Annotated in this window: 19 protein-coding genes and 1 riboswitch; of the genes, 12 read left to right on the forward strand and 7 right to left on the reverse strand. The window is 67.2% G+C overall.

Annotated elements, in window-relative coordinates; genetic code table 11:
• Positions 1 to 12 precede the first annotated feature (12 nt).
• On the forward strand, positions 13 to 1,212 hold the full coding sequence (locus NUV79_RS14340) for a mandelate racemase/muconate lactonizing enzyme family protein (protein WP_257733766.1): 1,200 nt from the start codon (positions 13 to 15) through the stop codon (positions 1,210 to 1,212).
• A 73-nt stretch (positions 1,213 to 1,285) separates the two neighbouring features.
• Here NUV79_RS14340 and NUV79_RS14345 read toward each other — a convergent pair whose 3' ends face one another.
• Positions 1,286 to 2,620: a dicarboxylate/amino acid:cation symporter gene (locus NUV79_RS14345; protein WP_257733767.1), complete on the reverse strand. Its 1,335-nt coding sequence runs from the start codon at positions 2,618 to 2,620 to the stop codon at positions 1,286 to 1,288.
• Between the two features lie 208 nt (positions 2,621 to 2,828).
• Between NUV79_RS14345 and NUV79_RS14350 the strand changes: the two genes are divergently transcribed.
• Together NUV79_RS14350 and NUV79_RS14355 are read left to right on the forward strand one after the other, a co-directional pair.
• Positions 2,829 to 4,649 (forward strand): sensor histidine kinase, encoded by a 1,821-nt coding sequence (locus NUV79_RS14350; protein ID WP_257733768.1) that lies wholly within the window; start codon positions 2,829 to 2,831, stop codon positions 4,647 to 4,649.
• Positions 4,646 to 6,013: a sigma-54-dependent transcriptional regulator gene (locus NUV79_RS14355; RefSeq protein ID WP_257733769.1), complete on the forward strand. Its 1,368-nt coding sequence runs from the start codon at positions 4,646 to 4,648 to the stop codon at positions 6,011 to 6,013. The genes NUV79_RS14350 and NUV79_RS14355 overlap by 4 nt, the downstream gene beginning before the upstream one ends.
• A 7-nt stretch (positions 6,014 to 6,020) precedes the next feature.
• Here NUV79_RS14355 and NUV79_RS14360 read toward each other — a convergent pair whose 3' ends face one another.
• Together NUV79_RS14360 and NUV79_RS14365 are read right to left on the reverse strand one after the other, a co-directional pair.
• Positions 6,021 to 7,217, reverse strand: a complete 1,197-nt coding sequence (locus NUV79_RS14360) for a mandelate racemase/muconate lactonizing enzyme family protein (protein ID WP_257733770.1) — start codon at positions 7,215 to 7,217, stop codon at positions 6,021 to 6,023.
• Positions 7,214 to 7,972: a GntR family transcriptional regulator gene (locus tag NUV79_RS14365; protein WP_257733771.1), complete on the reverse strand. Its 759-nt coding sequence runs from the start codon at positions 7,970 to 7,972 to the stop codon at positions 7,214 to 7,216. Before NUV79_RS14365 ends, NUV79_RS14360 begins: the two co-directional genes overlap by 4 nt.
• Before the next feature lie 78 nt (positions 7,973 to 8,050).
• Between NUV79_RS14365 and NUV79_RS14370 the strand changes: the two genes are divergently transcribed.
• The 9 genes from NUV79_RS14370 to NUV79_RS14410 all read left to right on the forward strand — a co-directional run bounded on the left by NUV79_RS14370 (position 8,051) and on the right by NUV79_RS14410 (position 18,567).
• Positions 8,051 to 9,082 (forward strand): succinylglutamate desuccinylase/aspartoacylase family protein, encoded by a 1,032-nt coding sequence (locus NUV79_RS14370; RefSeq protein ID WP_257733772.1) that lies wholly within the window; start codon positions 8,051 to 8,053, stop codon positions 9,080 to 9,082.
• Between the two features lie 57 nt (positions 9,083 to 9,139).
• Positions 9,140 to 10,678: an ABC transporter substrate-binding protein gene (locus NUV79_RS14375; protein WP_257733773.1), complete on the forward strand. Its 1,539-nt coding sequence runs from the start codon at positions 9,140 to 9,142 to the stop codon at positions 10,676 to 10,678.
• 86 nt (positions 10,679 to 10,764) lie between these two features.
• Positions 10,765 to 11,709 carry an ABC transporter permease gene (locus tag NUV79_RS14380; RefSeq protein WP_257733774.1) on the forward strand — a complete coding sequence of 315 codons (945 nt, stop codon included), beginning with the start codon at positions 10,765 to 10,767 and terminating at the stop codon, positions 11,707 to 11,709.
• Positions 11,709 to 12,557 (forward strand): ABC transporter permease, encoded by an 849-nt coding sequence (locus NUV79_RS14385; protein ID WP_257733775.1) that lies wholly within the window; start codon positions 11,709 to 11,711, stop codon positions 12,555 to 12,557. The genes NUV79_RS14380 and NUV79_RS14385 overlap by 1 nt, the downstream gene beginning before the upstream one ends.
• A gap of 10 nt (positions 12,558 to 12,567) precedes the next feature.
• On the forward strand, positions 12,568 to 14,055 hold the full coding sequence (locus NUV79_RS14390; RefSeq protein ID WP_257733776.1) for a M81 family metallopeptidase: 1,488 nt from the start codon (positions 12,568 to 12,570) through the stop codon (positions 14,053 to 14,055).
• Positions 14,056 to 14,066: 11 nt separating this feature from the next.
• Positions 14,067 to 15,245 carry a mandelate racemase/muconate lactonizing enzyme family protein gene (locus tag NUV79_RS14395; protein ID WP_257733777.1) on the forward strand — a complete coding sequence of 393 codons (1,179 nt, stop codon included), beginning with the start codon at positions 14,067 to 14,069 and terminating at the stop codon, positions 15,243 to 15,245.
• A gap of 35 nt (positions 15,246 to 15,280) precedes the next feature.
• Positions 15,281 to 15,492: riboswitch (cobalamin riboswitch) on the forward strand.
• 212 nt (positions 15,493 to 15,704) lie between these two features.
• Positions 15,705 to 16,742, forward strand: a complete 1,038-nt coding sequence (locus NUV79_RS14400) for an ABC transporter substrate-binding protein (protein ID WP_257733778.1) — start codon at positions 15,705 to 15,707, stop codon at positions 16,740 to 16,742.
• Complete coding sequence (locus NUV79_RS14405) at positions 16,739 to 17,782, forward strand: FecCD family ABC transporter permease (protein ID WP_257733779.1); 1,044 nt, start codon at positions 16,739 to 16,741, stop codon at positions 17,780 to 17,782. Before NUV79_RS14400 ends, NUV79_RS14405 begins: the two co-directional genes overlap by 4 nt.
• Positions 17,779 to 18,567, forward strand: coding sequence for an ABC transporter ATP-binding protein (locus tag NUV79_RS14410; protein ID WP_257733780.1), 789 nt, complete (start codon positions 17,779 to 17,781; stop codon positions 18,565 to 18,567). The genes NUV79_RS14405 and NUV79_RS14410 overlap by 4 nt, the downstream gene beginning before the upstream one ends.
• Before the next feature lie 4 nt (positions 18,568 to 18,571).
• Here NUV79_RS14410 and ltaE read toward each other — a convergent pair whose 3' ends face one another.
• From ltaE to NUV79_RS14430, 4 genes are all read right to left on the reverse strand, one after another.
• Complete coding sequence (gene ltaE, locus NUV79_RS14415; RefSeq protein ID WP_257733781.1) at positions 18,572 to 19,603, reverse strand: low-specificity L-threonine aldolase; 1,032 nt, start codon at positions 19,601 to 19,603, stop codon at positions 18,572 to 18,574.
• A 79-nt stretch (positions 19,604 to 19,682) separates the two neighbouring features.
• Positions 19,683 to 21,062 carry an L-serine ammonia-lyase gene (locus tag NUV79_RS14420; protein WP_257733782.1) on the reverse strand — a complete coding sequence of 460 codons (1,380 nt, stop codon included), beginning with the start codon at positions 21,060 to 21,062 and terminating at the stop codon, positions 19,683 to 19,685.
• Between the two features lie 195 nt (positions 21,063 to 21,257).
• A complete protein-coding gene (locus tag NUV79_RS14425) occupies positions 21,258 to 21,917 on the reverse strand; it encodes an alpha/beta hydrolase family protein (RefSeq protein ID WP_257733816.1) in 660 nt (219 codons plus the stop codon).
• A complete protein-coding gene (locus tag NUV79_RS14430) occupies positions 21,914 to 23,386 on the reverse strand; it encodes a protein adenylyltransferase SelO (protein WP_257733783.1) in 1,473 nt (490 codons plus the stop codon). The genes NUV79_RS14425 and NUV79_RS14430 overlap by 4 nt, the downstream gene beginning before the upstream one ends.
• Positions 23,387 to 23,633 lie beyond the last annotated feature (247 nt).

The following is a 23,633-nucleotide window of genomic DNA, read 5'->3' on the forward strand; positions in this document are numbered from 1 at the left end:
GGACGAAACGCCATGAAGATCACCGCCATCGAAACCCTGCGCGCCGAGGAGTTCGGCAACGTGCTCTGGGTCCGCGTCCACACCGATTCCGGCCATATCGGGCTCGGCGAGACCTTCTACGGCGCTGCATCCGTCGAGGCGCATATCCATGACACGCTGGCCGGGCGCCTGCTCGGAAAGAACCCGCTGCATATCGAGGCGTTGCATCGCGAGATGACCAACCTGCCGATGGCGCAGTCCTCGACGGGGGCTGAATCCCGCGCGACCTCGGCGATCGACATCGCGCTCTGGGACCATTTCGGCAAGGTCTGCGGCCTGCCGGTGCACCAGATGTTGGGCGGGCTCTGCCGCGACAAGCAGCGCATCTACAACACCTGCGCCGGCACCCGTTACGTGCGCTCCAGCAACATCAAACCGGTCTCGAACTGGAGCCTGGGCGACGAGGGCAGCCCCTATGAGGATCTCGACGGCTTCATGAACCGCGCCGACGCGCTGGCCGAGAACCTGCTGGAGCAGGGCATCACCGCGATGAAGATCTGGCCGTTCGATCCGCCCGCGATCGAGAACCAGGGCCTCTACATCACCGCCGAGCAGATGAAGAAGGCGGTCGAGCCCTTTGAAAAGATTCGCAAGGCCGTCGGCGACAAGATGGAGATCATGGTCGAGTTCCACTCGCTCTGGAACCTGCCGACCGCCAAGCAGATCGCCCGCGTGCTCGAGCCCTACAAGCCGACCTGGTACGAGGATCCGATCCGGATGAACTCGCCGCAGGCGCTGGCCGAATACGCCCGCTCGACCGATGTCTGGGTCTGCGCCAGCGAGACGCTCGGCTCGCGCTGGCCCTACAAGGACATGCTGGAGCGCGACGCCGCCCATGTCGTGATGGTCGATCTCTGCTGGACCGGCGGCCTGACCGAAGGCCGCAAGATCGCGGCGTTGGCCGAGACCTGGCACCGCCCCTTCGCCCCGCATGACTGCATCGGCCCGGTCGGCTTCGTCGCGGCGGTCCATACCTCCTTCAGCCAGCCGAACACGCTGATCCAGGAATCGGTGCGCGCCTTCTATCGCGGCTGGTATCTGGAACTGGTCACCGAGATGCCGCGCATCGAGGGCGGCTATGTCTATCCGATGGAGGCGCCGGGCCTCGGCATCGACCTGCTGCCGGCCGTCTACGAGCGCTCCGACCTGACCGTGCGCCGCTCGACGCTCTGAAAACGCAGCGTTCGGAAACACAAGTGCCGCCGCCGGGATGCCGGCGGCGGCTTTCTGTTTGGTGCTGTCCGGCTTATTCGGCCGGGGCCATCAGGGGCTCGTCGAGGAAATCCGGCAATTCGCCGGCGAGCGCGGCCTTCAGCCGGTTCTCGTCAAGCTCGCCTTCCCAGCGCGCAACCACGATCGTGGCGACGGCATTGCCGATGAAGTTGGTGACCGCGCGGCATTCCGACATGAAGCGATCGATGCCGAGGATCAGCGCCATGCCGGCGACCGGCACGGCCGGGACGACCGAGAGCGTGGCGGCGAGCGTGATGAAGCCCGCGCCGGTGATGCCGGCCGCGCCCTTCGAGGACAGCATCGCGACCAGCAGCAGCAGGATCTGGTCGCCGAGCGGCAAATGGATATCCATCGCCTGGGCGATGAACAGCGCCGCCAGCGTCATGTAGATATTGGTGCCATCGAGGTTGAAGGAATAGCCGGTCGGAATGACGAGCCCGACGACTGAGCGCTTGCAGCCGGCGGCTTCCATCTTCTCCATTAGGCTCGGCAGCGCCGCTTCCGAGGAGGAGGTGCCGATGACGAGGAGAATCTCGTCCTTGATGTAGCGGATCAGCGCCAGGATCGAGAAGCCGTTGTAGCGGGCGACGGCGCCGAGCACGACCAGCACGAAGACCGCCGCCGTGATGTAGAAGGTCAGGATCAGGAAGGCGAGATTGGCGACCGAGCCGATGCCGTAGCGGCCGATGGTGAAGGCCATCGCGCCGAAGGCGCCGATGGGGGCGGCCTTCATCAGGATCGCCACCAGCTTGAAGATCGGGGTCGAGAGCGCCTGCAGGAAGTCGAGCACCGGCTTGCCGCGCTCGCCGACCATCGCCAGCGACAGGCCGAACAGCACCGAGAAGAACAGCACCTGCAGGATGTCGCCCGAGGCGAAGGCGCCGACGATCGTCTCCGGGATGATGTTCTGCAGGAAGCCGACGATGCTGGTGTCATGCGCCTTGGCGGCATAGCCCTGCACGGCCTTGGCGTCGAGGCTGGCGGGATTGATGTGCAGGCCGGCGCCGGGCTGGATCAGGTTGCCGATGACGAGGCCAACGATCAGCGCCAGCGTCGAGAAGCACAGGAAATAGATCATTGCCTTGCCGGCGACGCGCCCGACCTTCTTCATGTCGGTCATGCCGGCGATGCCGGTCGAGACCGTCAGGAAGATCACCGGCGCGATGATCATCTTCACCAGCCTGATGAAGGAATCGCCGAGCGGCTTCAGGGCGGCGCCCTGTTCCGGCCAGAAATGGCCGAGCAGGATGCCCGCCGCGATGGCGAACAGCACCTGCACATAGAGATGCTGGTAAAACTTCTTCGGGCGCGCCGGCTGAGCGGGCGCGATGTCGATCGGGGTCGCCATGTTCTGCTCCTTGGGTCGGCGGTCGTCTTGGTTTTGTTCGAAACCGCTGCCCCTCTTTCGCAACCGGCGTGCCAACCGGCCGGAACTACAGAAATCAAACGAAACCAATGAGTTGCGATTCCCAGCTGAATCAGTTTGCGAACGTGTCGGGCGGAATTCCGCACGCTGCCTCTTGACTTGTGCGGAATTCCGCACAACGACTTCGGAGATGAGCCGTTCCGGGAGTGATCCATGGAAGAATGCCGCGACGCAGCGCTGGCTGGTCTTCGGGCTGGTCGTGGCGGCGCTGGCTGTCGCCTCGCTTTTCGCCGCCGGTGAGATCGGCCGCAGCCGCGCCGTCGCCGCGACCGAAAGCCGTGCGACCGATGGCGGCACGCTGGCGCTCGCTATCCTGCGTGGCGAGCTGGAGAAGCAGCGCGCGCTGCCGGTCATCCTGGCCCGCGATCCTGACGTGCGGCAGGCGCTGACCGGCGGCAGCCGCCACGGGCTCGACCTCAAGCTGGAGGCGATCGCGAAGGAAGCCCGCACGGCCGTGATCTATCTGCTCGGCCCGGACGGCGTCGCGATCGCGGCCAGCAACTGGAGCGAGCCGACGAGCTTCGTCGGCAGCGACTACAGCTTCCGCGAATATTTCAGGGGCGCCGTCGCCAATGGTGCGGCCGAGCAGTTCGCGCTTGGCACGGTCAGCCAGCGCCCCGGTCTCTACATCACCCGGCGGATCGAGGAGGGCGGCCGCAGCCTCGGCGTCGTCGTCGTCAAGGCCGAGTTCGACCGTGTCGAGGCGGGTTGGCGCGCGCTCGGCGGCCAGACCTATGTCATCGACAAGCGCGGCGTCGTGCTGCTCTCGACGGTCGAGGATTGGCGCTTCCGCGTCGAGACGCCGCTCGATCCGGCCACCATAGCCACGATCCGGGATTCGCTCCAGTTCGGCACCGCGCCGCTGACCATGCTGCCTTTGCAGGAACGCGGCGATCTTGTTCAGGGCACAGGCGCCTTCGCCGGCCGCTACGTCCGCATCCGCCAGCCTGTCGCGACGACTGACTGGCTTTTGGAAGTGCTCCAGCCTGTCGATCCCGCGATCACGGCGGGGCGCTCGCAATCGCAGGCGCTGGCCGCGTTACTTCTCATGCCGGGGGCGGCGCTGGCCGGCTTCGCGCTCTATCGCCGCCAACGCAATCTCGTCCGGCAGGAGGCCGACGCCCGCTCCAAGGCCGAGCTTGAGGAGCGCGTCGCCGAGCGCACCGCGGAACTGGCCGGCGCCAACGAGCGCCTCGTCGCCGAGATGGCGAAGCGCACCCGCGCGCAGGAGCGGCTGTCCAATCTCCGTGAGGAACTGGCCAAGGCCAACCGCCTCGCGACGCTCGGCCAGATCACGGCCGGCGTCGCGCATGAAGTGAACCAGCCGCTCGCTGCCTTACGCACCTATACCGAGAACGCCCGCACCTTCCTCAAGCGCGGCGAGCCTGCGGATGCCGACGGGGCGCTGGTCCGCATCGTCTCGCTGACGGACCGGATCGGCGCGATCACCGAGGCTTTGCGCGGTTTCGCCCGCCGCAGCAAGGAACCGCCCGCCCCGGTTCCGATCGGTACGATCATCGACGGCGCACTGACCTTGCTCGAAGGCCCCTTGCATCAGGCCGGCGTGACGCCGCTCGTCACCGTTCCGCCGGAGCCGGTCCATGTCATCGCCCGTCCGATCGAGCTGGAGCAGGTCTTCGTCAACCTGTTGCGCAATGCCATCGAGGCGCTGATGGAGGGCGGGCAAGGTGGCGAGCCTGCGCTGGCTATCACGGTCACGCCAAGCGACGAGCGCGTCGAGATCGCGATCAAGGATCGCGGCCCCGGCCTGTCGGAACAGGCGCTGGCGCAGCTCTTCGTTCCGTTCAGCACCTCGAAGCCCAAGGGGCTCGGCCTCGGGCTGGTGATCTCGCAGGACATGATCGTCTCCTTCGGCGGTACCTTGACCGCGACGAGCGTCCCCGGCGCCGGCGCCAGCTTCGTCATCACTCTCGAAAGGGCGGCGGCATGAGCGATTCCGCAGACTCCATCGCCGCAATCGAGGTCTCCTTCGTCGATGACGATCCTGACCTGCGCGACGCCAATGTCCAGGCTTTGCGCCTCGCCGGCTTCCGGGCGGCGGCGTTGCCGTCGGGGGAGGCGGCATTGGAGCGGATCGGGCCGGATTACGCCGGCATCGTCGTCACCGATATTCGCATGCCCGGCATGGACGGGATCGAACTGTTCCGGCGCCTGCGGGCGCTCGATCCCGACATCCCGGTGATCATGATCTCCGGCCATGCCGATATCGCCACCGCCGTCGGCGCGATGAGCGAGGGCGCCTATGACTTCATCGCCAAGCCCTATGCCGGCGAGCGCCTCGTCGAGACCTTGAGGCGTGCGGCCGAAAAGCGTGCGCTCGTTCTCGAGAACCGGCGTCTGCGGGCGCTGGCCGGGCAGGGTGTGGAGGAGACCGCGCTGATCGGCGAGACCGCCGCGATCACGCGCCTGCGCCAGACGATCCGCGAGCTTGCCGATGTCGATGTCGACGTGCTCGTGCTCGGCGAGACCGGGACCGGCAAGGAGGTCGTCGCCGGCCTGCTGCACCGGCTCGGGCGTCGCCGTGAAAAGCCCTTCGTCGCGCTGAACTGCGGCGCGCTGCCCGACAGCGTGATCGAGAGCGAATTGTTCGGCTACGAGCCCGGCGCCTTCACCGGCGCGCAGAAGAAGCGGATCGGCCGCATCGAGCATTCCAGCGGCGGCACGCTTTTCCTCGACGAATTGGAGAGCATGCCGCTTTCCGCCCAGGTCAAGCTCTTGCGCGTGCTGGAAATGCGCGAGATCGCGCCGCTCGGCTCGAACGACCTGCGCCGCGTCGATCTCAGGGTCGTGGCCGCGACCAAGGCCGATCTCGGCGACCCCGCCCAGCGCCGCGACTTTCGCGAAGACCTCTATTATCGACTCAACGTCGTGACGCTGCGCATCCCGCCCCTGCGCGAGCGCCGCCGCGATATCCCGCTGTTGTTCACCCGTTTCCTGGCACGCGCAGCCGAGAAATATCGCAGGCCGGTACCCGCGCTGGATCGGGCCGTCGAACGCCATCTGGTCGAGAACGATTGGCCGGGCAATGTCCGCGAACTCGTCCATTTCGCCGAACGTGTCGCGCTCGGCCTGTCCAGTGATCTGCCGGCGCAATCGGCCCGCGCGGATGCCCCGGTAGCAAGCTTGCCCGACCGCCTCAATGCGATCGAGGCCAACCTGATCCGCGAGGCGCTGGAGGCCAATCGCGGCGATGTCCGCGCGACGCTGGAGATGCTCGGCATCCCCCGCAAGACCTTCTACGACAAGCTCACCCGCCACGGCATCGATCGGGCCGCCTATGCGATAGCGGAGTGAGCGAGGCTCACCCGAACAACGCCTGCGGATCAGGGGTATACCGCCCCAGCTTGTCGCGATCGATCGTGACGCCGAGCCCCGGCAGGTCCGGAATCGTCAGCCAGCCCTCGGCATCGAGCGCGAAGGGGCTGGCCAGGATGCCGTCGACATAGGGGCTGCCGCCGATGAACTCGACGAGATCGGCATCCGGGAAGGCTGCGGCCATCTGCAGGTCGGCGGCGAGGCCGAGCGCCGTGTTCCAGCCATGGCCGACATATTTGATGCCGAGATCATAGGCCATCCAGGCGATGCGACGCTGCTCGGAGATGCCGCCGACTTTGGTGACGTCGGGCTGGACGATGTCGAGCGCGCCGGTCGTCAGCCAGGGAATGAAGCTCTGGCGCCGGGTCAGGACCTCGCAGCCGGCGATCGGCACCGGCGAGGAGCGACGCAACTCGCGATAATCGTCGATGGCATCGGGCCTGACCGGCTCCTCGAACCAGCCGACCTCGTAATCGGCCAGCATCTCGGCTGTGCGCTTGGCCCATTTCAGCCCATGTGGCCAGAGCGCATCGCTGGCGCCGGCATCGACGAAGAGCCTGGATTTCTCGCCCGCCGCCTCGCGCGCGGCTCGCACGATCGCCTCGTCGAGCTTGACGTCGAGCGCCCGACCGAACGGCCCCCAGCCGATCTTGAAGGCGCTGAAGCCCTTGTCGCGGTAGCTCGCGACGACATCCTTCATCGCCGCCGGCTCTTCCATCAGCAGCGAGCAATAGGGCTGCACGCGCTCGCGATAGCGTCCGCCGAGCAGCCGCCCGACGCTCAAGCCTGTCGCCTGGCCGAGAATGTCCCAGAGCGCGATGTCGATGCCGCTGATCGTATGGGTCAGCGTGCCGCCGCGGCCCATCCAAAAGGTGTTCTGATGAAGCTTCTCACTGACGAAATCGGGCGAGAGCGCATCGGCCCCGAGGAAGAGCGGCTCCAGCACCTTGAGGCCCGCCTGGACGAGGCGGCCATCGGTGAAGACGCTGCCATAGCCGGTCAGGCCCTGGTCGGTATGCACCGCGATCAGCGCATGGATCGAATCCTCCGGCCGGATCTCGGCCGACCAGCCGCCCTTCGGGCTTTCGCCGAAGAGGGGAGCGGCCTCGATGCGGGTGATGCGGAAGGGCGGCAACCCCGCCGCGCGGCCGGCCGCGCGTGTCTGGATGGGCTGATCGTTCACGGCATGTCCCTTTCCCTGCGGCGCTGGGTGACGATGGCCTCGTAATCCATCGCGTGGTTCATGACGGTGATGTGCTCGTCGAGCGTGCGCGTGATCACCGCGATATCACCGGCCTCGAAGGCTGCGAGCAGGTCGACATGCTCCTCGACCACGCCGGCCATCGGCTTGCCGAACGTGGCGAGGCCGAAGATGATCGTGCATTGCGGGGCCAGCGTCTCCCACAGGTCGAAGGTGACGCTGTTGCCGCCGAGCCGGCAGAGCGCGCGGTGGAAGCCGGTATCGGCGACGGCGACGCCATAGGCGCTGCCGCGCGCCGCCATCAGCTCCATCTCCGCCACGGCCGCGCGTAACTCGTCGAGATGGGCGCCGCGGTTGCGCCCGGCGGCGACGGCACGCACGACGGCGCTGGCTTCGAGCGCGATGCGCGCCTCGATCAGGTCCGAGACGCGTTCGTTCGTCACGGGGCGGAGCCGAATGCCCTTATAGGGTTCGCTGACCACGACGCCCTGGCTTTCCAGCAGGCGCAACGCCTCGCGCACGGGCACGCGGCTGACGCCGAGCTTGCGGGCGAGATCGACCTCGACGATCCGGTCTCCTGGCAGGATCAGCCCCGCCGCGGCGCCGGCGATGATCGCCTCGATGGCATGGTCGACGAGCGTCTGCGGCTGCAAGGGCTGCCAGTCGGGCCCCGAGCCTTTTGCCCGCTCCTGCGCCACTGCTTCGGTTGCCCGCACTCGCTCGCCCGTATCCGTCATCCGGCTCTCTGCCCTTCGCTTGACAGGTCGTATGATCGTATACAACCATACGAAACGCAAGAGCGAGAGGGGTTCGCCATGGCGTCGGAAAGTCGGGTTCGGTGCGAGATCGACTTCGAGGCAGCGGGGCGGCAGGCCGGCTATCTGCGGGCGCCCTTGTCGCGCAACACCTCCGGCTGGGGCGTCGTCGAAATCCCCGTCATCAGCGTGAAGAACGGCTCCGGCCCGACGATCCTGTTCACCGGCGGCGTGCATGGCGACGAATACGAGGGCCAGATCGCCGTCTCGCGCCTCGCCCGCAGCCTCGATCCGGCCAAGGTGCAGGGCAGGGTGATCATGATCCCGGCGCTCAACATGCCGGCGGTGCTCAACGACACCAGGCTCTCGCCGGTCGACAACCGCGATATGAACCGCTGCTTCCCCGGCAATCCGCGCGGCACCTTCTCGGAGATGCTGGCGCATTTCGTCGATACGGTGGTGTTGCCGCTGGTCGATGTCTCCGTCGATCTCCACACCGCCGGGCATTCCGGCGACTCGGCGCTCTCGACCAACATGCACTACGTCGCCGACGCCAAATTGCGCGAGCGCACCATGGCGGCGGCGGCCGCCTTCGGGGCGCCCTACAATGTCGTGTTCTGGGGTGTCGACGAGGGCGCGACCCTGACATCCTCGGTCGAGCGACGTGGCATTCTCTCGCTCGGCACCGAGCTCGGCGGCTGGGGGAGGGTCAATGTCGAGGGCGTGCGCATCGCCGATCGGGCGCTGACCAACATCCTCAAGCATTGCGGCCTGATGGACGGCAAGCCGGACACGACGCAGCGCGACGGCTCGCCCGGCACCCGCCACATGATGGTGCGCGATGCCGACGGCTATTCCTTCGCGCCGGCCGGCGGCTTGTTCGAGCCGCGCAACGTCGTCGGCGACATCTGCCGGGCGGGCGATCTCGCCGGCTACCTGCATTTCGTCGAGGACATCGACCGCGACCCGCTGGAGGTGCGCTACCGCCGCGACGGTGTGCTCTGGATGTCCGCCGGCCCCGGCCGCGTCCAGCGCGGCGACGCGGTTGCCGTGCTGATGGAGGATTACGACGCGGTGCGCGCTGCCGCCTGACCAAGCTTACGCCTGAACCACAACGTGCCTGACCATCAATCCTGAGGGGACAAGAACATGGCAAAGCACATCATCTTCGGCGCCGCGCTCGCGGCGGCGCTCATGCTGGGAGGAGCGCAGTCCGCGCTGGCCCAGCGCAAGGGCGGCGACGTCGTCATCGGCATCAGCCAGGCGCCGCCCTCGCTCGATGCGCAGATCACCTCGGCGCAGGCCTCGCGCAACGTCACGCTTCATATCTTCGAGACGCTCTACGCCCGCGACGAGAACGCCAAGCCCGTGCCGGAACTGGCCGAGGGCGTGACCGTCTCGCCCGACGGCAAGACCTATGTCTTCCCGATCCGCAAGGACGTGACCTTCCATAACGGCAAGAAGCTCGATGCGGCCGATGTCGTCGCCTCGCTGGAGCGCTACCGCAAGATCGGCGCCTCGCCGGCTCTGGTCGCCGCCATCGACACGATCAAGGCGAGCGGCGAGCACGAGGTCACGGTCACGCTGAAGCAGGCGCAATCGACCTTCCTCGACAATCTCTCCTCGCCGCGTGCGCCGATCGCGATCTATCCGGCGAGCGAGGCCGCCAAGGAAGCCGGCAAGATCGAGGTCATCGGCACCGGCCCCTACAAATTCGTCGAGTACAGGCCCGACAGTCACGTCAAGCTGGCGCGCTATGACGGCTACGCCCCCAATCCGAAGGGCACCGGCCGCGACGGCTTCGCCGGCAAGAAGGAAGCCTTCCTGGACACCGTGACCTTCCGCTTCATGCCGGAGGGCGGCGCCCGCACGGCGGCGCTCGAAGCAGGCCAGATCCAGTTCAACGAGACCGTCGACGGCCCGACCGCGAAGCGGCTCGGCACCGACAACCGCTTCACCATCCACAAGATGGTGCCGTTCGGCCTGCAGGTCATCAAGTTCAACCAGGCTCAGGCCCCGGCCAATGACGTGAACTTCCGCCTCGCCGTCCAGGCGGCGCTCGACATGGAGGAGATCATGGCGATCTCCTATGCCGATATCTACCAGATGGACCCGAGCTGGCTCTATCCGGGCGCGGCCTTCCACTCGACCGTCGGCAGCGACAAGTACAACAAGTCCGACATCAAGCTCGCCAAGGAGCTGCTCGCCAAATCCTCTTACAAGGGCGGCAAGATCACCTTCATCACCGACAACCTGCGCCCCAATGTCGACACTGCGACGCTGGTCCAGCAGAAGCTGAAGGAGATCGGCGTCGAGGTTGATATCTCAGTCGCCGACTGGCCGACCGTCTCGAAGATCGGCTTCACGCCCACCGGCTGGACCTTCTGGACGCATGGCTTCGGCATCGAGCCCTATGAGGGGCCGGGTTCGGTGATGGCGCCCTGGGTCAACGGTCTCTCGCAGCAGGCGAAGGACCCGGAGATCGACCGCATCGCTGCCGCCTTCAATGCCGAGATGGACGAAGCCAAGCGCAAGGCCCTCTTCGAAGCCTTCCAGAAGCATATGTACGATGCGGCGGTGGCGATGAAGGCCGGCAATTACGGCATCTTCCAGGCTTCCACGGCCAAGCTCAAGAACTTCAAGCCCTACCGTATCCCCCGCATGTGGGGTGTCTGGCTGGACCCTTGAGCCCAGAGGCGAAACCCGGCCCGCGGGTCTGATCCTGCGGGCCGTCCGGCGGCGGCGCCTTCACCTTTCACTCGACGAGGAGCGGCATGGGACATTTCCTGATCCGCCGGCTCGCGGGCGCCTTTCTCGTGCTCGTCCTGGTCTCGCTGATGTCCTTCGCGTTGATCTGGCTGGTGCCGGGCGATCCGGCGGCGGCATTCCTCGATGCCTCGGCGACCCCCGATCAGGTCGCCAAGCTGCGCAGCGCGCTCGGCCTCGACCTCTCGCTGCCGCAACAGATGTTCGGCTGGTATGGTCGCATCCTCAGCGGCGATCTCGGCCAGTCGATCCTGCTCAACCGTTCAGTCACCGCAGCCCTGATCGAGCGCTTGCCGGTCACGCTCTCGCTGGCTGCGCTGGCGCTGGCCTTCGCCGTGTTCTTCGGCGTCGCGGCCGGCATCGTCGCGGCGGTCAATCACAACCGCTGGCCCGATCAGGCGGTGATGACCACGGCTCTGCTCGGCCTCTCGGTGCCGGATTTCTGGCTCGGACTCGTCATGGTGCTGGTCTTCGCGGTTTCGCTCGGCTGGCTGCCGAGCGGCGGCTTCACGCCTTTCCTGCAATCGCCCACCGAATGGCTGCGCGGCATGGTCCTGCCGGCATTGACGCTGGGGCTGGTGCAGGTCGGCTTCATCGCCCGTATGGCGCGCGCTTCGATGCTGGATACGCTCTCGCAGGACTATGTCCGTACGGCCGATGCCAAGGGGCTGGCCAAGCTCCATGTCGTCCTGCGCCATGCGTTGCCGAACGCGATGATCCCGATCCTCACCGTCATCGGCATCGTCTCCGGCGCTCTGCTCGGCGGCGCCGTCATCGTCGAGCAGGTCTTCTCGATCCCCGGCATTGGCCGCCTGATCGTTGGCGCCATCGCCTCGCGCGATTTCCCGGTGCTGCAGGGCGGCTTGCTCTTCCTCGCGGTCGTCTATCTCGCGATCAATCTCGTCGTCGATATCCTCTACGCCGTGGTCGATCCGCGGGTGAGGCTGGCCTGATGCAGGGCACGCCACTCATCGGTCGCGCCGTCTGGGCGCGACTGCTGCGCAACCGCTCCTTCGTGATCGGGGCCGTGCTGGTTCTGCTCATGGTCGCGGTCGCGCTCGCGGCCGACTGGCTCACGCCCTTCGATCCGCTGAAGAGCAATGTCCGCGCCCGGCTCGCGGCGCCCAGCGCCGTGCACTGGTTCGGCACCGACCATTTCGGCCGCGACATCCTCTCCCGCGTCATGATCGGCGCCCGCATCTCGCTCGCGATCGGTGCTTTCACGGTGGTGCTGGCCGGCATCGCCGGCACGCTGAGCGGTGCCATCGCCGGCTATTTCTACCATCTTGACCAGCCGATCATGCGGATCATGGACGCTCTGATGGCCTTCCCCTCGATCGTGCTCGCCATGGTCGTCTCGGCGGTGCTCGGCGCCTCGCTCACCAATGTCGTCATCGCGCTCGCCATCGCCACGACGCCGCACACCGCCCGCATCGTCCGCGCCTCGGTCCTCCTCGAAAAGGAGCAGGAATACATCGCCGCCGCCCGCTCCATCGGCGTCGGCGAATGGACCATCCTGTTCAAGCATGTGCTGCGCAATGTCGCCGGCCCGCTGATCGTGCGCCTGACCTATGTCTTCGCCATCGCGGTTCTGGCCGAGGCCGCGCTCTCCTTCGTCGGCGCCGGTCCGCCGCCGCCGGCGGCCTCCTTCGGCTCGATCATCGCCCAGGGGCGCGACTTCATGCGCGAAGCCCCGTGGATCACGGTGTTTCCGGGCCTTGGGATCATCGCCTGCGTGCTCGGCCTCAACCTGCTCGGCGACGGCCTGCGCGACGTGCTCGACCCCCGCCTGAAATTCTAGGAGCCTCCCGATGAAGCGAATCCTGATCGCCGACTGCAAGCAGGAGATCTCCTCCTTCAATCCGCTGCCGTCGCATTACGAGAACTTCCTGATCCACCATGGCGACGGGCTCTACGTCCAGCGCGGCCAGAACCAGGAACTGGGCGGCGCGCTCGCCGTCTTCGAGGCGAGGCCCGATATCGAGATCGTGCCGACGATCTGCGCACGCTCCGGCAGCGCCGGCCCGCTCTCGGCGGCAGGCTGGAAGAAGCTCTCCGAAGAAATCCTCGCCGCGATCTTCGCGAAGCTCGACTGCATCGACGGCATCTATGTCTCGCTGCATGGCGCGATGGGCGCCGATGGCGAACTCGATCCGGAAGGTTACCTGCTGGAGAGGCTGCGCCAGCATGTAGGCCCGGACATGCCGATCGTCATCTCGCTCGACCTGCACGGCATCCTGACCGACCGCATGCTCCGAAACGTCGACGGTTTCGCGATCTACTGGACCTATCCGCATGTCGATTTCGCCGATACAGGCCGGCGCGCAGCCGAACTGCTGCTGAAGCTGATGGCCGGCGGGATCAAGCCCGTTGCCGCCCGCGTCGTCATTCCCGCTCTGGTGCGCGGCGACGAACTGATCACCAAGACCGGCTGCTACGGCGAGCTTCTGGCCGAATGCCGCCGGCTGGAGGAGGAGGGGCGGGCGCTCGCGGCCGGCATCATGATCGGCAACCCCTTCACCGATGTGCCCGAGCTGTGCTCGCAGGTGCTGATCCTCACCGATGGCGACAAGGCGACGGCCGAGCGCGAGGCGATCCGGCTGGCCGAGGAATTCTGGCCCTTACGCTTCCGCATGCAGGGCAAGCTCGTGCCGCTCGATCGTGCCATCGCGCAGGCCCGCAGCATCGACGGCCCGGTGATCTTCACCGACGCCGCCGACGCGACCTCCTCCGGCGCCTCCGGCGACAGCAACGTGATCCTCGCGGCCTTGCGCGCGGCCGGCTACGGCAAGCGGGTGCTGGCCCAGATCGTCGACGCACCGGCTGCCGCCGCCGCGCACAAGGCCGGGGTCGGTGCGACGATCTCGGTCACGCTCGGCGGCTCGATCGATCCCGCCCGCTTCCCGCCGATGAAGGTGACAGCCAAGGTCAAGCTGCTCTCCGATGGCGAGGCCGCGCTGGAGACGATGAAGGCGCCCTTGAGAGCCGGGCCGACCGCGGTGCTGACCTGGGACAACGTCACCGTCGTCGTGATGAGCCGTTCGGTCAGCCTGTTCGACCGCGCGATGTACTACGCCAACGGCATCGACCCGACCGATTTCGACCTGATCGTGGTGAAGTCGCCGCACACCGAGTTCCACATGTTCGACCAGTGGTGCGCGCGGAACTTCAATATTGACGCGCCCGGCGCGACCTCCGCGAACCTGAAAAGCCTCGGCCACACCATCTGCGCCCGGCCGATCTACCCGCTCGACGAAGGCGTCACCTTCACGCCCCTCGCCACGATCTACGAACTGTGAGGAGAGGACCTGTGCCCAGGATCGAGGCCGTCGATTTCTTCTATCTCGCCATGCCCGTCGTCACCGACGAGGCCGATGGCAGCCAGGATGCGCTGCTGGTCAGGGTCGCCGCTGGCGGCCATGTCGGCTGGGGCGAATGCGAGGCGGCGCCGCTGCCCTCCATCGCCGCGTTCATCTGCCCGATGTCGCATGGCGTCTGCCGGCCGGTGGCCGATTCCGTGCTCGGCCAGACTCTGGAAAGCCCTGAGGACATCGCTCGCATCGCTGCCGCCGTCGCCTATAACTCGATGGACCTGCTGCAGGCGCCGCATACCTTCTCGGGTGTCGAGATGGCGCTGTGGGATATCCTCGGCAAGATGCGCTCCGAGCCGGTCTGGCATCTGCTCGGCTACGGCAAGAGCCATCCCAAGACGCCCTATGCCTCGGTGCTCTTCGGGGACACGGCGCAGGAAACCCTCGAACGCGCCCGCGATGCCCGAAAGCGCAGCTTCCGCGCCGCCAAGTTCGGTTGGGGGCCGATCGGCCGCGGCAGCGTCGAAGCCGATGCCGAGCATTTCGTCGCGGCCCGCGAAGGGCTGGGGCAGGACGGTATCCTGCTGGTCGATACCGGCCAGATCTTCATCGAGGATGTCGCGCGCGCCGCCGCCCGCTTGCCCGCGATGGAAAAGGCCAATGTGCTCTGGTTCGAGGAGCCGTTCCACGCCAGCGCGCTCGAAGCCTATGGCACGCTCGCCAAACGCAGCCCCAAGGTTCGGCTGGCCGGCGGGGAGGGCGCGCATAACGAATCCATGGCCCGGCAGCTCATCGATTATGGCGGCATCGGCTATGTCCAGATCGATTGCGGCCGGATCGGCGGCATCGGCCCGTCCAAGGCCGTGGCGGATTACGCGGTCGCGAAGGGCGTGACCTTCGTCAACCACACCTTCACCTCGCATCTGGCGCTGTCGGCTTCGCTCCAGCCCTATGCCGGCTTGGCCGGCCATGAGATCTGCGAATATCCGGCGATGCCGAAGCCGCTCGCGACCGCGATCTCCGCTAATCATCTGGAGCGCGACGCGAATGGGCAGGTCGCGGCGCCCGATGCTCCCGGCCTCGGCATCGCGGTCGCGACCACGGCGCTGCATGGCTATCTGCAGGAGGTCGAGATTTCGGTCGGCGGCAAGCGGCTCTACAGCACGCCGAGCCTCTGACGCGATGTCCGCTTGACGGCGCGCCGCGCCCTTATAGGGTGTGCGCCGATCGAGGTTCTCCGGTTTGCTCCCGGAGCTAAGAGGGAATTCGGTGAGATGCGACCCGCATCAAAGCCGAGGCTGCCCCCGCAACTGTAAGCGGCGAGCTCTCCACCCATCGTCCACTGGCGCCCGACGCGCCGGGAAGGCCGGGCGGAAGCGGCATTGACCCGCGAGCCAGGAGACCTGCCCCGGTCGTCGAAGACGTCTTTCGGACGGGGTGTTCCGAAGCTGTGTGTCGATGGCGGCCCTGCGCCGCTTGTCCGCCTCACATGCCCAAAGCTGCCCCGGCCGTCATCTCGGGGAGCGATGAAACCCATGTTCACGAAGACCAACACACAGGCCGCTCGGGGCGGCTTGACGGCCGCCTGTCGCACACTCTATCAGAAATGCAACATTGTTACATTTCGGATGGCCTCGATGCCGGCTGCGCGCCCGTTCAATTCCCTGCTTCGCCTCTCGGCCGCCGCGCTGTTCGGCGCTCTCGCCGCCGGCACGGCCACTGCGGCGCCAACCAAATATCCGCTGACCCTTGAGAATTGCCGCGAGACGATCACCTTCAACGCCGCGCCCAAGCGCGTCGTCGCGATCGGTCAGACCCAGACGGAAATCCTCTACGCGCTCGGCCTCGGCGACCGCCTCGTCGGCACGGCGGTCTGGTTCTCGCCGGTGGCCAAGCCTTATGAGGCTGTCAATGCCAAGGTGAAGCGCCTCGCCGACAACGATCCGAGTTTCGAGGCGGTGCTGGCGCAGGAGCCCGACCTCGTCACCGCGATGTTCGAATGGCATGTCGGACCGAACGGCATCGTCGGCAAGCGCGATCAGTTCGCCAAGGTGAAGGTGCCGGCTTACGTCTCCCCGACCGATTGCGTCGGCAAGGACAACTCCGGTGCCGGCGACGGCGTGCGCACCCAGATGTTCACGATGGATCTGGTCTATCGCAACATCCGCGAGTTCGGCGAAATCTTCGACGTCGCCGACCGGGCCGAGAAGCTCGTCGCCGAGCTCAAGGCGCGCGAGGACAAGGCCGTCGAGCAGGTCGCGAAGCTCAAGGCGCAGGACGTGCCGGTCGTCGTCTGGTTCTCCAGCAAGGACATCAAGGGCGACGGCTTCATGGCCGGCAAGAACGGCGTGCCCGCCTATATCCTGTCCAAGCTCGGCGCCCGCAACATCATCGCGACCAATGAGGAATGGCCGCTGGTCGGCTGGGAGAGCATCGCCGCCGCCAACCCGGCCGTGATCGTCACCGTGAAGATGGACCGCCGCCGCTTCCCGGCTGACGATATCGAGAAGAAGCTGGAATTCCTCAAGACCGACCCGGTCGCCAGCAAGCTCGATGCGGTCAGGAACAACCGCGTCGTCATCCTGGATGTGGGCGCGACCCGCGCCGGGCTCGACACGGTCGACGGCATCGAGACCCTGGCCAAGGCGATCGCCGGCTTCGGGATCTCGCGTTGAGCCACGCCGCCCATGGGCCGAACTGGCCGGCGCGGATCGGTATCGCGCTGGCCTCGCTGCTGGCGCTGATCGTCTCGGTCGCGCTGGCGGTGACGATCGGCGAGATGCGCATCCCGTTCGGCACGGCCCTGAAGGCGCTCGGCAACGGGCTGTTCGATCTCGACTTTCCCGTCAGCGCGATCCAGCAGGGCGTGATCTTCGATTATCGCCTGAGCCGCGCGCTGATGGCGGGCCTGTGTGGCGGTGCGCTCGCCCTGTCGGGGGCGATCCTGCAGGCGCTGCTGCGCAATCCGCTGGCCGAGCCCTATATCCTCGGCATCTCGGCCGGCGCCTCGACCGGCGCCGTCGCGGTGCTGATCCTCGGTATCAGCATCGGCGGCGCGGTGCTCTCGGTCTCGGCCGGCGCCTTCATCGGCTCCTGCGCCGCGCTCGTCGTCGTCGCCCTGCTGGCGGCAGGGGCGGGCGGAGCAAGCGATCGCGTCATTCTCGCCGGTGTCGCCACCTCGCAGCTCTTCAACGCCGCGACCGCGACGATCGTGACCACGCTTGCCAGTGCCGAGCAGGCGCGCGGCGTCATGTTCTGGCTTCTAGGCAATTTCGGTGGCGTGCGCTGGCCCGACATCTGGATGGCGGCCCCGGTCGCCTTCATCGGCTTCGGCATCTGCATGCTGCACGCCAAGGCGCTCGACGCCTTCGCCTTCGGCGTCGATGCCGCGGCCTCGCTCGGCGTCGCGGTGAAGCGGGTGAAGGTCGTGCTCTTCGCGACGACGGCGGTGATGACGGCGGTGATGGTCTCGATCGTCGGCACGGTCGGCTTCGTCGGGCTGATCATTCCCCATGCGGCGCGCTTCCTCGTCGGCTCCGGCCATGCCCGCCTGCTGCCGGCGTGCCTCGTGATCGGCGCGATCTTCATGATCCTCGCCGACATCCTCTCCCGCATCCTGATCCCGCAGCAGATCCTGCCGATCGGCGTGGTCACGGCCCTGTTCGGCGCGCCGGTCTTCGCGCTCATCCTCTATCGCGCCCGGAGGCCGGCATGACGCTCGCGACCCGCGAGGTTCGCTGGGGTGCCGGCGGCCGGATGATCGTCGATGGCGTGACGCTGGAAGCCGCGCCCGGCCGGGTGCTCGGCCTGATTGGCCCCAACGGCTCCGGGAAGTCGAGCCTGCTCCGGTTGCTCTGCCGGTTGCGCAATGTCGCGAGCGGTGTCGTCACGCTCGACGGCAACGACATCGCCGCCGTGCCGCGCCGCGAGCTCGCCCGCCGCCTCGCTTTCGTCGAGCAGCAGGCGACGACGGACATCCAGCTCTCCGTCTGCGATGTCGTTCGCCTCGGCCGCACGCCGCACCGCGCCGCGCTAGCCTCCTGGAACGATGCCGACGAAGCCGCGGTCAACGAAGCGCTGGCGCGGGTCGGCCTCACCGAGCGCCACGACCAGTTCTGGCACACGCTCTCAGGCGGCGAGCGCCAGCGTGTCCATATCGCACGTGCGCTCGCGCAGGAGCCGAGCGAGCTGATCCTCGACGAGCCGACCAATCATCTCGACATCCAGCATCAGCTCTCGATCCTGAGCCTCGTCCGCCGCCTCGGCATCACCTGCATCATGGCGCTGCACGATCTCAACCTCGCCGCCATGTTCTGCGACGAGATCGCGCTATTGCATGACGGACGCCTACAGGCAGCCGGTGCGCCGGAGGATGTCCTGACGGCCGAAGCGATCCAGCGCATCTTCGGCGTCGCGGTCTCGATCCGCCCGGGAGCCTCCGGACGGCGTCACATCGAATACCTGATCGAGGCCGAGCCGCGGAAAGGCGCTTCAGTTTAAGGCGCTACTCCGCAGCCTGTTGCCGCTTGTCGAAGAAGCGCTCGCACGCCTCGGCGACGCGCGCCACGGAGGCGTCGTTCACGTCGAGATGGGTCACCCAGCGCAAGGTGCCGTAGCGCCCGCTGACGGAGATGCCGCGCTCGCGCAGGAAGGCGGCGAACGCTGCGGTATCGAGCGCCTTCGGCGACATGAACACCATGTTCGTGCGAGCTGGCCCGGCACCAAGCTCCGGGAAACGCCCGAGCACCTCGGCGAGCGCCGTGGCTCGCCGGTGATCCTCGCCAAGCCTGATGACATTATGCTCCAGCGCGTAGATCGCCGCCGCCGCGATCACACCGGTCTGACGCATTCCGCCGCCGAGCATCTTGCGGATGCGGCGGGCCTTCGCGATGAAGTCCTTCGGGCCGACGAGGATGGAGCCGATCGGCGCACCCAGCCCCTTGGACAGGCAGAGTGATACCGTGTCGAACTGCCCGGCGATCCAGGCCGCGTCGCGGTTACTCGCCGCAGCCGCATTCATCAGGCGGGCACCGTCGAGATGGGTGGCGAGCCCGCGCGAACGGGCGAGCCCGGTCGCGGCCTCCAGATAGGCATCGGGCAGGACGAGGCCGTTGAAGGTGTTCTCCAGCGCCAGCAGGCGCGTCATCGCGAAATGGAAATCGTTCGGCTTGATCGCATTGGCAATGGCGTCGAGCGCGATCGTGCCGTCCGGCTCGTTGGGTAAAGGCTGCGGCTGGATCGAGCCGAGCACGGCCGCGCCGCCGCCTTCCAGCCGATAGGTATGAGCCATCTGGCCGACGATGTACTCCTCGCCGCGCTCGCAATGGGCCATCAGCCCGGCGAGATTGGCCTGCGTGCCGGTGGGGAAGAACAGGGCGGCTTCCTTGCCGAGCCGCTCGGCGGTCATGGCTTCCAGCCGCTTGGTCGTCTGGCAATCGTCATAGACGGCGTCGCCGACCTCCGCTGCCGCCATGGCGGCGCGCATCCCTTCGCCGGGGCGCGTCACCGTATCCGAGCGGAAATCATCCACGATCATCGATCCGATCCTTGCGGGCTATGCGGCCACACTATCCGGCACTTGCCCGAGCCATCATGCAAAATTGACGGGGGAGGGCTCAGCATTCCGGCAGGTTGACCGCGAGCCCACCAAGGCTGGTCTCCTTGAAGCGCTCATTCATGGCTTCGCCGGTCTGGCGCATCGCCTCTATGCAATTATCCAGCGGCATGAAATGCGAGCCGTCGCCGCGCAGCGCCAGCGATGCGGCCGCCACCGCCTTGATCGCGCCGATGCCGTTGCGCTCGATGCAGGGCACCTGGACGAGGCCCGCCGCGGGATCGCAGGTCATGCCGAGATGGTGCTCCAGCGCGATTTCCGCGGCATTCTCGATCTGGGCGGGGGTGCCGCCGAGCACGGCGCAGAGCCCGGCCGCGGCCATGGCGGCGGCGGAGCCGACCTCGCCCTGGCAGCCGGCCTCGGCCCCGGAGATCGAGGCATTGTGCTTGATCAACCCGCCGATCGCCGCAGCGGTCAGCAGGAAATCGGCGACCTTCTCCGGCTCCGCGCCGGTGCAATGGTCGAGATAATAGCGCAGCACGGCAGGCACGACGCCGGCCGCGCCGTTTGTCGGCGAGGTCACCACCCGGCCGCCGGCCGCGTTCTCCTCGTTCACCGCCATGGCATAGACGCTGAGCCAGTCCGTCGAGGCATGGGGCTGGGCGCGATTGGCAAGCTTCTCCGCCGCCAGCTGCTGATGGATGCGCGCCGCCCGGCGCCGCACGCGCAGGCCGCCGGGCAGCTCGCCCTCCTGGCTCATGCCGCGCTCGATGCAGTCGTTCATCACCGACCAGAGCCGCGCGAGGCCGCTATCGACCTCTTCCGGCGACAGGCGATGGACCTCGTTGGCGCGCTTCATCTCCGCGATGGAGAGGCCGCTTTCCCGGGCCATGCGCAGCATCGCCGCCGCATTGGCGAACGGATAGGGCCAGGACGCCGCCTCGGTCGCGGTGGCCGGCGCCTCGCGCTCCTGCGCTGTCACCACGAAGCCGCCGCCGATCGAATAATAGGTCTCGGAGAGAAGCTCCGCCCCGGCGGAATCGCGGGCGCTGAAGACAAGCCCGTTGGCATGGCCGGGCAGGGGCGGCCCGTAGTCGAAGACGATGTCGGTCGCGGGGTCGAAGACCAGCGGCGGCAGGCCGTCATGGCGCAGGAGATGGCTGCGGCCGAGCTCGTCGAGCCCACGTTCGGCCGCGTCGAAATCGAAGGCGGCCGGCGTCCAGCCGAGCAGGCCGAGCGCCACCGCGCGGTCGGTGGCGTGGCCCTTTCCGGTGAAGGCGAGCGAACCGTAGAGCGTCGCGCGGATCGCCGCGGCGCGGTCGCGCGACGAGGCCTGTCGCAGCAGTTCGAGGAAGTGCCCCGCCGCCGTCATCGGCCCCATCGTATGCGAGGACGACGGACCGATGCCGATCTTGAAGACGTCGAATACGCTCAGGAACATCCCCGCCCCCTGTCGAATCGTTTCTTATGCGGGGTTCGAATCCCGTAGGGAATTCGTCACGCCGTTACGCTTTGGATTGCCTGCATCCGCGCGCGGGCCATCACCGACTCCGATGGCATGACGGGCGGTGAAAGGGAATGTCCGGGCAGGGGCTTTGTCGTCATATCTCTTTTGCCGGGGCGCTGTGTCGCCGCTTCACGCACTGCCAGTCGGGTGAGCACCGAGCTTTCCGACCCAGCTGGAGACGGCCTCGGCCACGGTCTTGAGATGGTCGGCGGCCGAAAAGCCGGATACCCGCTTGCGTGGCTTCAGGTCGTGATCGCCATCTTCCAGCCAGAGTAGCGCGATCGCCGGTGAAAGCGTGTAGGCCGAGACCTCTTCGCGCGTGCCGAATTCGTCCCGTGTGCCCTGCACGATCAGCGCCGGTGTCTTCAGGTTGGCGAGATGCGCGGTGCGCAGTTGCGCGGGTTTGCCGGGCGGGTGGAAGGGATAGCCGAGGCAGAGCAGGCCCTGGACGCGTCCGGCCTCGAACAGGGAATCGGCCACCATGCTGGCGACGCGCCCGCCCATCGACTTGCCGCCGATGACAAGCGTGCCCTTGGCACCGAGCGCCTCGATCGCGGCGAGATATTCCGGATTGAGCTTCTCGGCCTTTGGCGGCGGTGTGCGCGCCGTTCCGGTTCGCCTCGCCGCCATGTAGTCGAACTCGAAGCGGGCGACGCGAAAGCCGGCCCCGGCCAGCGCTTTGACCGCCGCGGTCATCGATGCCGAGTCCATCGGCGCGCCGGCTCCATGCGCCAGCAGGATCGTGACTTCGGCCTGCTCGGGGCCATCGAACAGAAACATCGGCTTCAGGTCCCGCAGAACGTCGCCAGCACGCGCTCATGCAGGGCCGGCGGGCGCGCATAGTCCTCACGGCCGGGTTGCGCGTCGAAGGGCCGGGCGAGGACCTCCAGAAGCGTCTCGAACGGCGCGAGATCGTTGCGTTCGACGGCGGCCTCGATCACCGCCTCGACCTGGTGGTTACGCGCTATGAACAAGGGGTTGGCGCGCAGCATCGCATCTTGCCGCGCCTTGGGAGGCTCCGCCTCTCGCAGCAGGCGCTGGCGCCACCGCTCTTCCCAGGCATCGAAGGCGGAAGGACTGCCGAAAAGGCTGCGGCAGGCATCGGAATTGTTCGCCGACCCGGCCGCCTCGCTCAGCCGGCGGAAGACCAACGTGAAATCGGCTTCGCCCTGCTGCATCGCCTCGAGCAGCGTCCTGATGAGATCGACATCTTCCGCTTCCTCGCTCGCAAGGCCGAGCTTCCGGCGGAATCCGGCGATCAGACGGGCCTGGAATTGCGGGTCGAACCGGTCGATCGCCTCCTGCGCGATCGCAACGGCATTGTCCTGGTCCTCGGCCAGCAGCGGCAGCAGCGTCTCGGCGAAGCGGGTCAGGTTCCAGCGGGCGATCGGCGGCTGGTTGGCATAGGCATAGCGCCCGCGTTCGTCGATCGAGCTGAACACCGTCGTCGGGTGATAGGTATCCATGAAGGCGCAGGGGCCGTAATCGATGGTCTCGCCGGCGATCGACATGTTGTCGGTGTTCATCACGCCATGGATGAAGCCGATCGTCATCCATTGCGCGACGAGCGCGGCCTGCGCGGCGATCACCGCCTCCAGAAGGGCCAGATAGCGCGCGTCGCCGGTGCAGGCTGGATAATGCCTGCTGATGACATGGTCGGCGAGCAGGCGCAGGCCCTCGTGATCGCCCCGCGCGGCGAAGAACTGGAAGGTTCCGATCCGGATATGGCTGGAGGCGACGCGGGTGAGGATGGCGCCGGGCAGCAGCGTCTCGCGCCGGACCCAATCGCCCGTCAGGACGGCGGCCAGCGCGCGCGTGGTCGGGATGCCGAGCGCCGCCATTGCCTCGCTGACGATATATTCGCGCAGCACCGGGCCGAGCGCGGCGCGGCCATCGCCCCGGCGCGAGAACGGCGTCGGGCCCGCGCCCTTGAGCTGGATATCCTGGCGCCTGCCGTCCCGGTCGAGGATTTCTCCGAGCAGGATGGCGCGGCCGTCGCCGAGCTGGGGGCTGAACCCGCCGAACTGGTGGCCGGCATAGGCCGTGGCGATCGAGGCGGCACCGGCGGGCACGTCATTGCCGGCCAGCATCGCCATGCCGTCCGGGCTTTTCAGCCAATCCGCGTCGAGCCCGAGCTGCGCGGCCAGCGGCTCGTTCTGCCGCAGCAGACGCGGCGCCGGAACCCGCGTTGGGGCGACCGTGGCGTAGAAGCGCTCAGGCAGGCGCGCATAGGAATTATCGAAGGGGATCGCGACCATCGGCCATAGATATACCCGGCCGGCCCAGGCGCAACACGGACGAGATTGAGGCAAGCGGCGAGCCCAGGCAGCAGGCCCGGCGAAATGCGACAAGGGTGGGGGCGATTCTCTTGGTTTTTGGAGTTGCGCCTTGCCGTGGGTTCACATTGCCTCAGGTCAGTGGCAGGCCGGATATGGCCGAGAGCCGAGAGCCGAGAGCCGAGAGCGCGGCTGCGCGAGCCTAAGCCTTTGGACATTCGATCGGATT

This window comes from Allobosea sp. 47.2.35, from assembly GCF_024655635.1.
GTDB lineage: Bacteria > Pseudomonadota > Alphaproteobacteria > Rhizobiales > Beijerinckiaceae > Allobosea.

Bases quoted from the DNA above. Each gene is read 5' to 3' on its own strand.
- NUV79_RS14365 (WP_257733771.1), bottom strand. From the start codon at position 7,972: ATGACGGATACGGGCGAGCGAGTGCGGGCAACCGAAGCAGTGGCGCAG.
- ltaE (WP_257733781.1), bottom strand. From the start codon at position 19,603: ATGATCGTGGATGATTTCCGCTCGGATACGGTGACGCGCCCCGGCGAA.
- NUV79_RS14420 (WP_257733782.1), bottom strand. From the start codon at position 21,062: ATGTTCCTGAGCGTATTCGACGTCTTCAAGATCGGCATCGGTCCGTCG.
- NUV79_RS14375 (WP_257733773.1), top strand. From the start codon at position 9,140: ATGGCAAAGCACATCATCTTCGGCGCCGCGCTCGCGGCGGCGCTCATG.
- NUV79_RS14390 (WP_257733776.1), top strand. From the start codon at position 12,568: ATGAAGCGAATCCTGATCGCCGACTGCAAGCAGGAGATCTCCTCCTTC.
- NUV79_RS14370 (WP_257733772.1), top strand. From the start codon at position 8,051: ATGGCGTCGGAAAGTCGGGTTCGGTGCGAGATCGACTTCGAGGCAGCG.
- NUV79_RS14430 (WP_257733783.1), bottom strand. From the start codon at position 23,386: ATGGTCGCGATCCCCTTCGATAATTCCTATGCGCGCCTGCCTGAGCGC.
- NUV79_RS14400 (WP_257733778.1), top strand. From the start codon at position 15,705: ATGCCGGCTGCGCGCCCGTTCAATTCCCTGCTTCGCCTCTCGGCCGCC.
- NUV79_RS14380 (WP_257733774.1), top strand. From the start codon at position 10,765: ATGGGACATTTCCTGATCCGCCGGCTCGCGGGCGCCTTTCTCGTGCTC.
- NUV79_RS14340 (WP_257733766.1), top strand. From the start codon at position 13: ATGAAGATCACCGCCATCGAAACCCTGCGCGCCGAGGAGTTCGGCAAC.
- NUV79_RS14385 (WP_257733775.1), top strand. From the start codon at position 11,709: ATGCAGGGCACGCCACTCATCGGTCGCGCCGTCTGGGCGCGACTGCTG.
- NUV79_RS14355 (WP_257733769.1), top strand. From the start codon at position 4,646: ATGAGCGATTCCGCAGACTCCATCGCCGCAATCGAGGTCTCCTTCGTC.
- NUV79_RS14345 (WP_257733767.1), bottom strand. From the start codon at position 2,620: ATGGCGACCCCGATCGACATCGCGCCCGCTCAGCCGGCGCGCCCGAAG.
- NUV79_RS14410 (WP_257733780.1), top strand. From the start codon at position 17,779: ATGACGCTCGCGACCCGCGAGGTTCGCTGGGGTGCCGGCGGCCGGATG.
- NUV79_RS14350 (WP_257733768.1), top strand. From the start codon at position 2,829: ATGAGCCGTTCCGGGAGTGATCCATGGAAGAATGCCGCGACGCAGCGC.